This window comes from Aeromonas sp. FDAARGOS 1404, from assembly GCF_019047085.1.
GTDB classification, from domain to species: domain Bacteria; phylum Pseudomonadota; class Gammaproteobacteria; order Enterobacterales; family Aeromonadaceae; genus Aeromonas; species Aeromonas veronii.
Window position 1 is genome coordinate 1,806,584 of record NZ_CP077237.1, and the last position, 13,924, is coordinate 1,820,507.

The 13,924-nt window shown below is 58.3% G+C and carries 16 protein-coding genes and 4 tRNA genes; 8 read left to right on the forward strand and 12 right to left on the reverse strand.

The window, feature by feature from the left end; genetic code table 11:
- Positions 1 to 14 precede the first annotated feature (14 nt).
- From argB to argH, 4 genes are all read left to right on the forward strand, one after another.
- Entirely contained in the window at positions 15 to 794 is a 780-nt protein-coding gene (argB, locus tag I6L34_RS08325; protein ID WP_005336097.1) for an acetylglutamate kinase, read from the forward strand.
- Between the two features lie 25 nt (positions 795 to 819).
- Entirely contained in the window at positions 820 to 1,731 is a 912-nt protein-coding gene (locus I6L34_RS08330) for an ornithine carbamoyltransferase (protein ID WP_216956538.1), read from the forward strand.
- A gap of 68 nt (positions 1,732 to 1,799) precedes the next feature.
- Entirely contained in the window at positions 1,800 to 3,035 is a 1,236-nt protein-coding gene (locus I6L34_RS08335; protein WP_033115910.1) for an argininosuccinate synthase, read from the forward strand.
- Between the two features lie 210 nt (positions 3,036 to 3,245).
- A complete protein-coding gene (gene argH / locus I6L34_RS08340) occupies positions 3,246 to 4,625 on the forward strand; it encodes an argininosuccinate lyase (RefSeq protein WP_216956541.1) in 1,380 nt (459 codons plus the stop codon).
- Between the two features lie 33 nt (positions 4,626 to 4,658).
- Here argH and I6L34_RS08345 read toward each other — a convergent pair whose 3' ends face one another.
- From I6L34_RS08345 to I6L34_RS08360, 4 genes are all read right to left on the reverse strand, one after another.
- Complete coding sequence (locus I6L34_RS08345; RefSeq protein WP_216956544.1) at positions 4,659 to 4,940, reverse strand: hypothetical protein; 282 nt, start codon at positions 4,938 to 4,940, stop codon at positions 4,659 to 4,661.
- Between the two features lie 6 nt (positions 4,941 to 4,946).
- Positions 4,947 to 5,726 carry a hypothetical protein gene (locus I6L34_RS08350; protein ID WP_216956547.1) on the reverse strand — a complete coding sequence of 260 codons (780 nt, stop codon included), beginning with the start codon at positions 5,724 to 5,726 and terminating at the stop codon, positions 4,947 to 4,949.
- Between the two features lie 397 nt (positions 5,727 to 6,123).
- Positions 6,124 to 6,579 (reverse strand): hypothetical protein, encoded by a 456-nt coding sequence (locus tag I6L34_RS08355; RefSeq protein ID WP_216956550.1) that lies wholly within the window; start codon positions 6,577 to 6,579, stop codon positions 6,124 to 6,126.
- Between the two features lie 255 nt (positions 6,580 to 6,834).
- Complete coding sequence (locus tag I6L34_RS08360; RefSeq protein ID WP_216956553.1) at positions 6,835 to 7,350, reverse strand: ClbS/DfsB family four-helix bundle protein; 516 nt, start codon at positions 7,348 to 7,350, stop codon at positions 6,835 to 6,837.
- Between the two features lie 133 nt (positions 7,351 to 7,483).
- Between I6L34_RS08360 and I6L34_RS08365 the strand changes: the two genes are divergently transcribed.
- The gene (locus tag I6L34_RS08365) at positions 7,484 to 7,816 is read left to right on the forward strand and encodes a hypothetical protein (protein WP_216956556.1); all 333 of its coding nucleotides are present in this window, start codon (positions 7,484 to 7,486) and stop codon (positions 7,814 to 7,816) included.
- Positions 7,817 to 7,902: 86 nt separating this feature from the next.
- Here the strand turns inward: I6L34_RS08365 and I6L34_RS08370 are convergent, their stop codons facing one another.
- The 6 genes from I6L34_RS08370 to plsY form a co-directional block, all read right to left on the reverse strand.
- Entirely contained in the window at positions 7,903 to 9,075 is a 1,173-nt protein-coding gene (locus I6L34_RS08370; RefSeq protein ID WP_216956559.1) for a nucleoside recognition domain-containing protein, read from the reverse strand.
- A 105-nt stretch (positions 9,076 to 9,180) separates the two neighbouring features.
- Positions 9,181 to 9,256, reverse strand: a tRNA-Asn gene (locus I6L34_RS08375).
- Positions 9,257 to 9,264: 8 nt separating this feature from the next.
- Positions 9,265 to 9,340 (reverse strand) — tRNA-Phe (locus I6L34_RS08380).
- 3 nt (positions 9,341 to 9,343) lie between these two features.
- A tRNA-Thr gene (locus tag I6L34_RS08385) sits at positions 9,344 to 9,419 on the reverse strand.
- A 52-nt stretch (positions 9,420 to 9,471) separates the two neighbouring features.
- A tRNA-Phe gene (locus I6L34_RS08390) sits at positions 9,472 to 9,547 on the reverse strand.
- 47 nt (positions 9,548 to 9,594) lie between these two features.
- Positions 9,595 to 10,257: a glycerol-3-phosphate 1-O-acyltransferase PlsY gene (gene plsY / locus I6L34_RS08395; protein WP_040069041.1), complete on the reverse strand. Its 663-nt coding sequence runs from the start codon at positions 10,255 to 10,257 to the stop codon at positions 9,595 to 9,597.
- Positions 10,258 to 10,414: 157 nt separating this feature from the next.
- Here plsY and folB point away from each other — a divergent pair, with 157 nt between their 5' ends.
- The 3 genes from folB to I6L34_RS08410 all read left to right on the forward strand — a co-directional run bounded on the left by folB (position 10,415) and on the right by I6L34_RS08410 (position 11,910).
- Positions 10,415 to 10,786, forward strand: a complete 372-nt coding sequence (folB, locus tag I6L34_RS08400) for a dihydroneopterin aldolase (protein ID WP_075115845.1) — start codon at positions 10,415 to 10,417, stop codon at positions 10,784 to 10,786.
- The gene (gene folK / locus I6L34_RS08405; RefSeq protein WP_005336107.1) at positions 10,786 to 11,295 is read left to right on the forward strand and encodes a 2-amino-4-hydroxy-6-hydroxymethyldihydropteridine diphosphokinase; all 510 of its coding nucleotides are present in this window, start codon (positions 10,786 to 10,788) and stop codon (positions 11,293 to 11,295) included. The genes folB and folK overlap by 1 nt, the downstream gene beginning before the upstream one ends.
- A gap of 126 nt (positions 11,296 to 11,421) precedes the next feature.
- Positions 11,422 to 11,910, forward strand: a complete 489-nt coding sequence (locus I6L34_RS08410) for a YbaK/EbsC family protein (protein WP_005336108.1) — start codon at positions 11,422 to 11,424, stop codon at positions 11,908 to 11,910.
- On the opposite strand, the gene mdtD is transcribed toward I6L34_RS08410, so the two are convergent.
- Entirely contained in the window at positions 11,882 to 13,285 is a 1,404-nt protein-coding gene (mdtD, locus tag I6L34_RS08415) for a multidrug transporter subunit MdtD (RefSeq protein ID WP_216956563.1), read from the reverse strand. The two genes, I6L34_RS08410 and mdtD, sit on opposite strands and share 29 nt — an antisense overlap.
- A gap of 11 nt (positions 13,286 to 13,296) precedes the next feature.
- Positions 13,297 to 13,905 (reverse strand): TetR/AcrR family transcriptional regulator, encoded by a 609-nt coding sequence (locus tag I6L34_RS08420; RefSeq protein ID WP_005355070.1) that lies wholly within the window; start codon positions 13,903 to 13,905, stop codon positions 13,297 to 13,299.
- Positions 13,906 to 13,924 lie beyond the last annotated feature (19 nt).

Consider the following 13,924-nt stretch of genomic DNA (forward strand, 5'->3'; position numbering starts at 1 on the left):
GAAGGATCTCGAACATGGACAAACAGACGTTGGTAATCAAGCTGGGCGGTGCCCTTATCGAGAACGACGAGGCGCTGACCGCCCTGTTCGCCACCCTCAAAACCTTTCTCGACGATCAGCACCGTCCGCTGGTGCTGGTGCACGGCGGTGGCTGTCTGGTGGATGACCTGCTCAAGGGACTGGGTCTCACCTCCACCAAGAAGAATGGCCTGCGGGTGACCCCGTTCGAGCAGATCCCCTTTATTGCCGGGGCGCTGGCGGGGACGGCCAACAAGCAGATGATGGCCAAGGCGATCGCCACCGGTATTCCGGCGGTGGGGCTCTGCCTCGCCGACGGCGGCCTCTGTCAGGTGACCCAGCTTGACCCGGATCTCGGCGCGGTCGGCGAGTGCAAGCCGGGCAACCCGGCGCTGGTAGCGGGCATCCTCGGTCAGGGCTTCCTGCCGGTAGTGAGCTCCATCGGTATCACTGCCGAGGGGCAGCTGATGAACGTCAACGCGGATCAGGCGGCCACCGCCATTGCCGAGGCCCTCGGTGCCGATCTGGTGATGCTCTCCGACGTGAGCGGCATCCTCGATGGCAAGGGCAAGCTGGTGCCCCAGCTCGACAAGCTGACCGCGCTGGATCTGATGGAGAAAGGGGTGATCCGCGATGGCATGGCGGTCAAGGTAGAAGCGGCCCTGCACGCCGCCGAGACCCTCGGCAAGCCGGTCTGTGTCGCCAGCTGGCGCTACCCGGATCAGCTGCTCAAGCTGCTGGCTGGCGGCGCGGTCGGCACCCAGGTAGCTATTTGATCTCCACCGGAACAAGGAACATCCGATGCAACATCTTCTGAAAGACAGTGATCTGAACAAAGCCCAGATCGAGGCGCTGATTGCGCTGGGCAAAGCAGTGAAGGCCGACCCGAAGAAGTACAGCCAGGCGCTGGCCGGCAAGAGCGTGGTCACCCTGTTCGAGAAGCCCTCCCTGCGTACCCGGGTCACCTTCGACATCGGCATCGCCAAGCTGGGCGGCCACAGCGTCTATCTGGATCAGCAGAACGGCGCGCTGGGCAAGCGGGAGTCGGTGAAGGATTTTGCCGCCAACCTGTCCCGCTGGTGTGATGCCATCGTCGCCCGGGTGTTCGATCACCAGACCCTGGTCGAGCTGGCAGCGCACGGCACAGTGCCGGTGGTGAACAGCCTGTGCAACCTCTACCACCCCTGTCAGGGGCTGGCCGACTTTATGACCATTGCCGAGCACTACGACGACCTGTCGAAGGTGAAGCTTGCCTACCTCGGTGATGGCAACAACGTTAGCCACTCTCTGCTGCTGCTGGGGGCCACCCTCGGCACCGACGTCACCCTGATCTGCCCGAAAGGCCACGGCCCGGATACCCAGATTTTCCTGCAGGCGCAGGCACTGGCGGCCAAGTCGGGGGCGACCATCCACATCAGTGATGACGTGGCAGATATCGAAGGGTTCGACGTGGCCTACACCGATACCTGGGTCTCCATGGGTGACAACACCCCGATGGAGCAGGTCAAAGACCTCTTTATGCCTTACCAGATCAACCAGGCCCTGCTCGACCGCACCGGCATCCAGCACGTGCTGCATTGCCAGCCGGCTCATCGGGAGCTGGAGATCTCCTCGCAGGTGATGGATGGCCCTGCCTCCCTCATCATGGACGAGGCCGAAAACCGGATGCATATCCAGAACGCCGTGTTGCTGACCCTTCTCGGCAACAAGTAACGCGGCAATCAACCTGAATCACGACACCTTTATTGAATCATCATCGAATCATCACGGAGAGAAGTAACATGAGCGGAATCAACAAGATCGTACTGGCTTACTCGGGTGGACTGGATACCTCGGCCATCATTCCCTGGCTGAAAGAGCACTATGACGCCGAAATCATCGCCTTCGTGGCCGACGTCGGTCAGGAGCGCGACGATCTGGAAGGGATCGAGCAGAAGGCCATCGCCTCCGGCGCCACCAAGTGCATCATCAAGGATCTGCGGGAAGAGTTCGTCAAAGAGTACGTCTACCCGACCCTGAAGACCGGCGCCGTCTATGAAGGCACCTATCTGCTGGGCACCTCAATGGCCCGTCCGGTGATCGCCAAGGCGATGGTCGAAGCGGCGCTGGCGGAAGGGGCCGATGCCATCTCCCACGGCTGCACCGGCAAGGGTAACGATCAGGTGCGTTTCGAAGGCGCGGTCGCCGCGCTGGCGCCCCAACTGAAAGTCATCGCCCCGTGGCGGATCTGGGACATGCGCTCCCGGGAAGATCTGCTCTCCTATCTGGAGACCCGCAACATCCCCTGCAAGGCGACCCTGAAGAAGATCTACAGCCGCGACGCCAACGCCTGGCACATCTCCACCGAGGGTGGCGAGCTGGAGAGCACCTGGAACGAGCCGTCCGAAGCGGTCTGGCAGTGGACCGTACCGGCCGAGCAGGCTCCGGATCAGCCGGAGTACGTCAAGCTGACCGTGGCGCAGGGTGAAGTGGTGGCCGTTGACGACCAGCCGCTCAGCCCGCACCAGATCCTGATGACCCTGAACGAGCGTGCTGGCAAGCACGGCGTGGGCCGCATCGACATCACCGAAAACCGGATGGTGGGGATGAAGTCCCGTGGCTGCTACGAGACCCCGGGCGGTACCGTGATGGTCGCCGCGCTGCGCGCCGTGGAAGAGCTGGTACTGGATCGCCCGACCCGCGCCTGGCGGGAAAAGCTGGGTGCCGAGTTCTCCCATCTGGTCTATGACGGTCGCTGGTTCACTCCGCTGTGCAAGGCGATCCTCGCCTCGGCCAACGCCATCGCCGAAGATCTCGACGGTGAAGTGGTGCTGAAGATGTACAAGGGTCAGGTCACTGCGGTGCAGAAGAAGTCGCCGAACAGCCTCTACTCCGAAGACTTCGCCACCTTCGGCGCCGACGAAGTGTACGACCAGAGCCATGCCGAAGGCTTTATCCGTCTCTACACCCTGGCCAGCCGGATCCGCGCCATGAAGGAGCAGCATCAAGCCATCGGTGGCGACCATACCCACGGCTAAGCAAGCGCGATAACCCGTTGATTCCGTTGAGGGGGCATGGCCCCCTCTTCTACAGGCAGAGGGCATGGCCCCTGACCCATCATCGGCGGGTGTGACAAGAGCGGCAGCGCCCCGGCCGCTTCTGTGAGATAACAGGCTCGCAGAAAAACAGGGCACGATTTCAAGCTCGGTGGCCAGGGCGCCGCCGACAACGCATTCAAGGAGAGCAGTATGGCACTTTGGGGTGGACGCTTCAGTCAGGGAGCCGATAGCCGGTTCAAGCAGTTCAACGATTCGCTGCGGTTCGATTACCGGCTGGCGGAGCAGGATATCCAGGGCTCCATGGCCTGGGCCCGCGCGCTGGTGAAAGTGGGAGTCTTGACCGCCGATGAGCAGGGCAAACTGCAACAGGCGATGGAGGTGCTGCTCGCCTCGGTGCAGCAGGATCCCCAGCAGATCCTCAGCTCGGACGCCGAAGATATCCACTCCTGGGTCGAGAGCCAGCTCATCGCCGCCGTCGGCGATTTGGGCAAGAAGTTGCACACCGGCCGCTCGCGCAACGATCAGGTCGCCACCGACCTGAAACTCTGGTGCAAGGCGCAGGGCGAGCTGCTGCTCGGCTCCATCACCGCCCTGCAGCAGGGGCTGGTCGCCTCGGCGCGCGCCAATCAGGCTGCAGTACTGCCCGGTTACACCCACCTGCAGCGGGCCCAGCCGGTCACCTACGCCCACTGGGCGCTGGCCTATGTGGAGATGCTGGAACGGGACTACTCCCGGCTGCAGGATGCCCTCAAGCGCCTCGACACCAGCCCGCTCGGCTGCGGCGCGCTGGCGGGCACTGCCTACGCCATCGACCGCGCAGCGCTGGCGCTCGACATGGGCTTTGCCGGCGCCACCCGCAACAGTCTGGATTCGGTCTCCGATCGGGATCACGTAGTGGAACTGATGCACGTGGCGTCCCTCTCCATGACCCACCTGTCGCGCTTTGCCGAAGATCTCATCTTCTACAACACCGGCGAGGCGGGCTTTGTCGAGCTCTCCGATGCGGTCACTTCCGGCTCCTCCCTGATGCCGCAGAAGAAGAACCCGGATGCGCTGGAGCTGATCCGTGGCAAGACCGGCCGGGTGGTGGGCGCCCAGATGGGCATGCTGATGAGCCTCAAGGCGCTGCCGCTGGCCTACAACAAGGACATGCAGGAAGACAAAGAGGGGCTGTTTGATGCCCTCGATACCTGGCACGACTGCCTCGATATGGCGGCGCTGGTGCTGATCGATCTGAAGGTGAATGGTGAGCGCACCATGGCGGCGGCGCAAGGCGGCTACGCCAACGCCACCGAGCTGGCGGACTATCTGGTGGCCAAGGGGATTCCGTTCCGTGAGGCACACCATATCGTCGGCGAAACCGTGGTCTTTGCCATCAGCGTGGGCAAACCGCTGGAGGAGCTCTCCATCGGCGAGTTCCAGCGCTTCAGCCCGGTGATCGAGTTCGACGTCTACCCCAATCTGGCACTGGAAGCGACCCTGGCCAAGCGGGTCGCCAAAGGCGGCGTCGCCCGCGAGCAGGTAGAAGCATCCTTGCAAAAAATTGAATACATCTTAAAGTCCCGTTAAAGATAAATATTAGGGGGGTAACGCCCCCTTTTATTATTTTATAGTTGTATTGTTTTTCAACCAATCCCACGCATCAGTAGGTAACCATCCATCAGCTTGTCCACTATGAATTTCAATAACCAAAAGTCTATCATCCCTATCTAATAGATTTTGAAGTCTCATTCTGACATTATATAGGTCTTCTCTACTAGTTATTACCCAAACAGATTCTAAATAGTGCCACCAAGTGTCTGATTTCTTGATTTCATCATAAAGAAAGTTATATTCTTTTGACTTATTATTCAAATCATATGAAATAAGATACGTTTTCATCATCCCACCTTAACTCTTAAACGTTGCGTTCAGTTGAATATCAGCAAGTCTATCCTTCCACGCCCCATCCCATTGAATTATCATTACCTTCTTTAAGCTTGCAGTTGAGTCACAGTGGATGGAGAAATGTACCTCAAGACTTCCATTATGACAATCTTGTTCTATTTGAGTACCAGCAATAAGAAGTGTCGGAGCCGGAGCTGGAGCCGGTGTCACCGGGCCAGTACTAGATACATTATCAGAGTTATCTCTATTAATATTTATTTCAGCCATTGTAATTTCGAATGACGTCGATGGTGATAGAATCTGATGTTCAGAATTTGTCAATATCTTATTGGCATGATACTTCATCTCTCTAGCATTGTTAGAAGCACCATTTTTATATATTACCTTAGATATAATAACCCTACAATTTAATGCATTAATTGTACCATTATTGGTTATTTTTAATTTTAATTGATAGCTATCAGCCGATGTACTTCCACTTCTCCTACTTATATTTTCAACAAACCCTTTCCCATTATCCAAATCAGCACTAAAAATCACCTTTTTCCAAAGCCCCACTATTTCCTCTTTTAATAAAGCGACTGCAATGGTCAGGAACGTGAACACAGCTAAAACTAGGTTTATCACAAGAGAGAAATATTCAAACTTGCTAACTTCTAACTTTTTTTGGTCAATAACTAATGGGAGTTCATTGGTAAATGGTACTTTTACTCCCAAAAGATATCCACAACACAAAAAAACAACACATAATAAAATCAATAAAGCAATCTTATTAAGACTCACACCACTCCCTCCATGTATTGTAAATACTCTTCCCACATAACTCGTTTACTCATAATTTCTACAGTCAGTTTAAAAATTAACCATAAATTAAATATCAAACATATTCAAAAGAAAAACTTCTTGAAATAAATATACCTCCTGCTGTATTGACCATCATGAAAGGTTTGTTATAACAGTGTAAAGCTTAACTTATAGCCAACAAGAAAAATATGTTCTATCACCGTTAAAAATAATGTATTAAAGCCAATTTAGTAAGACTCAGTAAATAGCCTAAACTCTCCCCCATAATAATGTTCTGTGTTCAGAACAAATCATACCTAGGAGACTGAAACAATTTCCATGAATCATACAGTGAGTGAGATTCGAAGCTCAACAGCAATAGCGTTTTTCTCTCAACTTACGCGCTGGCATTAAGCAGTTTGCCAACCCCATCGCCCTTGCCATTGGGCAGGGTCTGTTTAAAGGCACCGAGCAACTGATCGAGGTTGAGATGGCTGGCACCGAGGGAATCCTTGAGAGTATCAAGCTCACTTTGCAGGGCATCGAGGCGGGTGCTCTGGGTGCCGCTCGCCAGCTGGTTGCGGGCGCTATCGATGGCAGCCGGGAGGGATTTGCCACCATTCTCCTGCCCCAGGGTCTGCATCAGCTCCCCCATAAAGTGATTGATGGCCGAGCGGTTCTGTTCGCTGTCGGCATCTTTGATGCCGAGCCGCTGGAACAAGCTCTGGACGGTCGGAGCAAGGCGATCCTCCTGCACGGCAGGCTGCACGGGCTGGGGTTTGCTACTGCTGCCAAGCAGCTGGCTGCCAAGATTGAGGGCGATTGAGGCAAGGGGAAGCAGGTTGCTGATCATGATAACTCTCCGCGACAACGACCCTTGATGATGTTGCCAAGAGGTCTGCATAAGCGGGGCCAGCACGGCAATAAAACGCACCGCACCGGCTAATCCCTTGAATGGCTGATCTATTTATTCAACCAGCACACCAGCACGCAGGAGATGGCCGAGCGCAAAGGGGAGTCAGGCGGCCAGTAGCTGCCGCCACGGGCGGTAGTGGCAATATGGTGGCAAAGCGTTTTGCCGCCCCCCCGGGCAGCTATCGCCCTCTTTTCACACCCGGATCGCCAACTCTTTGAGCCACTTGCGCAGCCGCCCGTTGGCGTTGAGATAGGGGGAACCGCTATTGAACTGGATCATCCGCCCGAGCGTCCACTTCTCATACCAGAGGCAGCCATACAGCTGCTGGTCGCTGCGCGCCTCCACCAGTTCAATGATGTGCCCTCTGGCGGCAGCCAACCGCTGTAACAACGCCGGATAGCTGAGCCCCTCGTAATCCCGATAGAACTTTTGGGCCAGCCTGTCCAGCTCGTTCCACTTAAAACCGGTTTCGGGAAAATCCACTGGCAGACCTACCGCATCCCGCTCGATCCACTTGATCAGCAGTTCGTTCCAGCCGATAAGGTAGGCCAGCAGATTGACGACGCTCATGGTGGTTCCCTTGCTGTGCCCTGCCAAGGTCGGCTCCCGCACCCGGCTCTCGGGGACGGCCTGCAACGCCTTGAACAACTTGCTGAAATTGGTATCGATCGCGAGTAGCAGCTCGGCCTTGTTTTGCGGGATCCCCATTGCTCTCCCCCGTTCAGGTTTACTTGCGGTGCAGCCGAGGCGATTGCCGCAAACCCGGCAGCACGTTACGCTAGCCCTCTTCCATCCTGTGCAGCTCATCCAGTGCAGGCCAACCATCACGGCAAGATCGGCAATGAATCAACTAATCAGCTATATCAGGGCCATTCATCGACAGGCGAGCCCCGTCACCCTCACCCGCCAAGAGAGTGAACACTATAGCGAGCATGATGAGAGCGGCACTGTGATCCAGCACCAGATAACCACCAGCTGGTTTGCCAATGGGGTCGTCATCCGCCAGCAAACCGAACAGGACGAAGCGCCATCGCAGCAGCTTTGTGCCGAGTGCTGGATCAGCTATCGGGTCATCGCCAGTCCCATTCCCATCACTCCAGCCCGCAAGCTGTTTCACAACCACTGCCAGGAGCGATTCTGGTTGAAGGTGCAGGGCATCACGCAGCAAGGGTGATTGGTGCGCCCGTGAGCAGGGCGCGGCAGGGGGAAACAAAAAGAGGCTCCGAAGAGCCTCTTTTTGTTTCCGTGTCTGAACCCGACTCAGCCCAGCAGTAGATAGAGCTGGTGAGCGGCCACACCGGCGCACAGGCCGCCGATGGTGTGGGCAACGATGGCGCGGGAGGTGAGGTGGCGATAGCCGAGGGCATCGAGCATGGCGGTGTGGGTGCTCAAAAAGCCGCTCCAGCACATCCCCATGGCGGTAAACACCGCCACCTCGTTGCCGGTGATCCACCCCTTGGCAATAAAAGGCGGCACCAGCGACATGGCGGCACCGACCGCACCGAGCGAGGTAGCCGGGAAAGCGACCAGCTCCGGCTGCAGGAAGCCGAACAGCAGGTCAAACAGCCAGCTTACCTTGGCAGCCAGCACCGGCAGCAGGGCAACCCCCTGAAACGCTTCGCCGGTATAGCCCTTGTCGCCCGGGCCGAAGGTGAGCAGCATCACGAAAGTACTGATGATCAGCACCCCGGGGATCACCGCCATCCCCAGCTCCACGCCAGATTTGCCACCATCGAGCAGAGAGTTGAGGATCCTCAGCCAGCCGGGAGCCGCCTCTTTGGTCACCCCTACCTTGCGGCCGTCGGACAATACAGCGTCATCGTTCAGCACTTCCCCCACCAAGGGGCGGATCATCCGCTGCATCAGTCGGGTGGAGACCACCGAGCCCACCAGAGCACCGAGCAGCCCGATCAGCGCCGCGCTGGCGGTGGATTCACCGCTCGGCAGTTGCAGAGTGGCCATAAAGGTCACCACGATCAGCCCCATGCCGAAGGCGGTGCCGAAGTTGGTGAGCGACACCAGCTGCCAGGGGGTGAAGCCTTTGCGAAAGCGGCTGTCCTTGGCGAGGCTGATCACCGCCGGGTTGTCGGAGAAGAAAGTCATCAGGGCCGCCAGGGCGGTGCGGCCAGGCAGGCGAAACACCGGCTTCATCAGCGGGGCCAGCAGCACCTCCAGCAGGCGGATCACCCCGAACTCGCTCAACAGCTGGCTCAGGGCACCGGAGAGCACCGTGATCCCCATGATAAAGAGCACGGTATTGAGCAGCAGCTGGTGGGCGGTATTGAACAGGGTGTTGACCATGGCAGAGAGGCCCATCTGGCTGCCGAGGTAACCGAACAGGCTGCCTAGAATAAGCAGTACCAGCACGGGTTCCATCCAGTTCCTAATGGCGGCAAGTCGCCCCTTTGACTCTATAACTACATGATTTTCCATATCTATCCTGCGGTTCATCTGTGCGTGTGTGGTTGTTTTTATGGTTAAAAAATGGCTGCGCCAAATAGAAAAAAGCCCTTGTCTTGCGACAAGGGCTTTTTGAATTGGCTCCTCCTACTGGACTTGAACCAGTGACATACGGATTAACAGTCCGCCGTTCTACCGACTGAACTAAGGAGGAATTGTAATTGGTGCCCAGAGACGGAATCGAACCGCCGACACGGGGATTTTCAATCCCCTGCTCTACCGACTGAGCTATCTGGGCAAATGGTGCCGGCTACCGGAATCGAACTGGTGACCTACTGATTACAAGTCAGTTGCTCTACCTACTGAGCTAAGCCGGCACACTTTAAACCATTGTGCATGAACAAATTTTTTCTTTCATGGCACCAAAATTGGTGCCCAGAGACGGAATCGAACCGCCGACACGGGGATTTTCAATCCCCTGCTCTACCGACTGAGCTATCTGGGCGTGGGCGCTATTAAACGGATTTTAAGGCAGATGGTCAACGGGAAATTTCACTTTTTGTCTCGTTCGTCTCTTTTTTGCGCAACATCGTCCATTTCTGCCACTTCTTCGGCACAGGCCGCGCCTTTTCGCTCCCAGACTCTGGGTTCCTCCCCCTTGAGCAGGCGGGAGATGTTCTCGTGATGGCGGATCAGGATAAGGCAGGAGAGCAGCGAGACAGGGAGGGTGTATTCGGGTTTGAGCAGGTAGGTAAAGAGCGGCGTCAGCAGCACGGTAATGATGGAGGCCAGCGAGGAGTAGCCACTCACCAGCAGCACCAGCAGCCAGGTGCCAATCACGGCGCCCCCCATGGTAAAGCCGATGGGCATCATGGTCCCCAGTGCCGTGGCGACTCCTTTGCCACCACGAAAATGAAAGAAGATGGGGTACATATGGCCGAGGCAGGCGGCGACCCCGATAAAGCCGAGGTAGACGGGTTTGATCTGCAGATACCAGGCGAGATAGACGGGCACAGTCCCCTTGAGCACATCAAGCAGCAGCACCACCAGCGCCGCCATCCGGCCACCGAGGCGCAGCACATTGGTTGCCCCCGGATTGTGGGAGCCATGATCCCGCGGGTCGGGCAGACCGGTGCAACGGGAGACCAGCACAGCACTGGATAGTGAACCACCCAGGTAGGCCAGAATAATCATCAAAATCGTCAGGGCCGTCATCTTGGTCGTTTTTACCACGATATGAATGGGGTATGATGCGGGCCACATACGCTGGCATGGGCCCATGCCCACCCAGAGCGCCTCGGCAAGCCTGTTGCCCAGCCAGCATCCCTGCGCTGTCATCACAGCCCATCAAGAGTAAAGAAGAAGTACAGTCATGGACAAGGTGTTTATTCGCGGACTCGAAGTTTTGACCACCATCGGTGTATATGAGTGGGAGAAGGGCATTCGCCAAAAGCTCCGTTTTGACCTCGAGATGGGGTTCGACAACCGCCCCGCGGCAGCAACCGACGACATCAATCTGGCACTGGATTATGCCGACCTCTCCAACAAGATTTGCGAGCATGTCAGCAGCAAGGTGGTCGAGCTGGTCGAGACCATGGCCGAGCAGGTTGCCATGCTGGTGCTCGCCGACGAGCGGGTACAGTGGGTCAAGGTGACCCTCACCAAGCCGGGCGCCGTGCCCAATGCCGCCGGGGTCGGCGTCGAGATCCTGCGCCATCGCACCCCGGCCGCGAGCAGCAACTGATGACCACCATCTATATCAGCCTGGGCTCCAACATCGAGCGGGATCGTCATATTCGCGCCGGGCTCGATGCCCTGCACGCCGAATTTGGCGAGTTGCGGGTCTCCCGGGTATTCGAGAGCGAGGCGGTCGGCTTCAACGGCCGCCCCTTCTACAACCTGGTAGCAGCTGCCGAGACCGATCTGCCGCTGACCACCGTCTGCCAGCGACTGCGGGCCATGGAGTTCGCCCACGGCCGCGAGCCGGATGCCAAGAAGTTCGCCCCGCGCACCCTGGATCTCGACCTGCTGCTCTATGGCGATCTGGTCTGCGACACCCCGCTGGTGCTGCCGCGCGGTGAAGTGCTCACCAACGCCTTCGTGCTCTGGCCGCTGGCCGAGCTGGCCCCCAAACTGCGCCACCCCGTCGATGGCCGCACCATGGGCGAGCTGTGGCAAGCCTATGACAAGGCCTCCCAGCAGCTGTGCCCCATTCCCTTTCACTGGGAAGCGTGCGAATTGCAGCATCACTGATCCGCAAGGGCGCCTCACGGCGCCCTTGTTGTTTGCACGGACAGGGTTGCTTATCACGGATAAGAAAGTGTCATTGGGCCTGACCCTGCGAGGCTGGCAGGATAGCGCCCACTACAGGAGAACCCCATGCCACTCGATACCATTCACCACTTCAACTGCCAGCTGCTGGCCGAACTGCCCCACCAGCGCTATGAGCATGAACCCATCCTCGACTACGCCACCGATGAAAAGGTCAAGGCCCGCCTCGGCTGGCAGGCGGAGTTCAGCAAGACCCTGTTTCTCAAGTTCAAGGATGGCCGCTTCGCCCTGCTGCTGACCCACAGGGACGGACGGCTCGACAACAAGGCGGTCAAGGCCGCACTCGGTGCCAAGCCCTCCATCTGCACCGCCGAAGAGATGCAGGCGGAGATCGGCTGCCTGCCGGGAGCGGTCTGCCCCTTCCTGCCCCGTGCCGATATTCCGCTACTGGTAGACCCACAACTGCTCAACCACACCGCCTTCACCTGGACTCCGGGCCACCCGGAGCAGACCTTTCTGCTGGCGACCGAGCATCTGGCCGAGGTACTGGCGCAGCTCCCCTGCGAGGTCAGCTATCTGCCCGCGCCGACGGCGTAGCCCCATCGCGCGCCAGCTGGGCGAAGATCAGCGCCGCCAGCATGGAGAGCAACCCGACACAGAGGTAGGTTAGGTGGAACCCGGCCAGCCACTGACCCTCGGCCACTAAGGTGCCCGCCGAGAAGAGCCCGAGCAGGCTGGCGGCAATCGCCACCCCCAAACTCATGGAGAGTTGCATCACTACCGAGAGCAGACCGTTGCCACTGCTGGCCAGGGTCGGGCTGAGATCTTGCAGCGTGAGAGTGTTCATGGCGGAGAACTGCAGCGAGTTGATGGCGCCGAAGATCGCCAGCCAGCCCAGCAAGACCCCGTAGGGGAGCTGGTTGTCGATAAAGTAGAAGCTGGCGATCATCGCCCCCAGTAGCAGGGTGTTGCCGATCAGGATGCGGCGATAGCCCACCTTCGGAATCAGCTTGTTCACCAGCGTCTTGGTCAGCATGGCGCCAATCACGGTGGGGATCATGGTCATCCCCGCCTTGCTCGGGGAGAAACCGAGCCCCAGTTGCAGAAACAGCGGAGTGAGGAAGGGCATGGCGCCGCTGCCGAGGCGGGCAAACAGGTTGCCCCAGATGCCGATGGCAAAGGTGGCGGTCTTGAACAGGTTCAGGCTAAAGAGCGGCTGCGGTGCATTGGCGGCATAGAGCCAGTAGCTCGCCATCGCCGCCAAGCCGAAGATCAGTGCAAACAGCGCCCAACCGGTGGAGATGCTGTGCTCCCCCAGTCCCTGCAAGCCGACCGACACCAGCACCATGCCGACGCTGAACATCACAAAGCCCTGCCAGTCGAACCGGGCGGTCTGCTGCCGCAGCTCCGGCATAAAGTGCCAGCTGGCGATAAAGCCGAGCAACCCCACCGGCAGGTTGATGAGAAATACCCAGTGCCAGCTCGCCACTTCCACCAGCCAGCCTCCGAGCGCCGGCCCCATCAGCGGGCCGAGCAGCCCCGGGATGGTGACAAACGACATCACCCGCAGCAGCTCGTGCTTGTCATAAACCCGCAGCACCGCCAACCGTCCCACCGGCATCAGCAGCGCACCGCCAATCCCCTGAAGCACACGGGCAGCCACCAGCATGGAGAGCGAATTGGAGGCGGCACAGGCGAGCGAGCCGAGCGTGAAGAGCGAGATGGCAGCCAGATAGATGCGGCGGGTGCCGAATCTGTCAGCCAGCCAGCCGGAAGCCGGGATCAGCAACGCCACCGTCAACATGTAGGCGATGATCACCGACTGCATCTGGAGCGGGCTCTCTCCCAAGGTCTCGGCCATGCTGGGCAGGGCGGTGTTGAGAATGGTGCCATCCAGCGCCTGCATAAAGAAACCGACCGCCGCCAGCAGGGGCAGCCACTTGCGCTGGGCATCTGTCACTGTGTGGCTCATTGCCACCTCCATTATTTTTGCGGGGGAGCGGCGGCGGTCAGGAAGAGATCGACACAACTTAGGGTCCAGGCATCCTGCTCGGCAGCGCTCTGGGTCAACGGCAGACCCAGCTCACGGAGCATTCGCTCCTTGCCCTGCCACATCAGCAACAGCTGCAAGGCGGCCTGTTCGCTGTCTTGATGGCACAGCAGGCCTTGCTGCTTCTGCTGCTCCAGCCAGTTGGACAGCATCTCGGTCACATAGAGCGGGCCCGCCTCGAAAAAAAGGGTGGCCAGCTGGGCATCGTTGCAGCTGATGCAGGTGCGAAAGATATTGATGGCATCATCGCTCAGGATCAACTTGCGAAAGCTGCGACCAAAGGCAATCAGGCTCTCCCGCACATTGTTGCCACGCAGCAACACCTCCGGCATCAGCTCGCTGCTGACGCACTTGCTGCCCACCGCTTCGGCAAACAGCGACTCCTTGTTGGCAAAATGGCTGTAGACCGTCTGCTTGGAGACGCCCGCTTCACTGGCCACCATGTCCATGCTGACCAGATGCAGACCGTGCTGACAGAAGAGCCGCCCGGCAGCATCGAGGATCGCAGCCCGCTTCTGCTGACTACGGGGTGAAATGTTCATTTTTCCTCCACAATCAAAC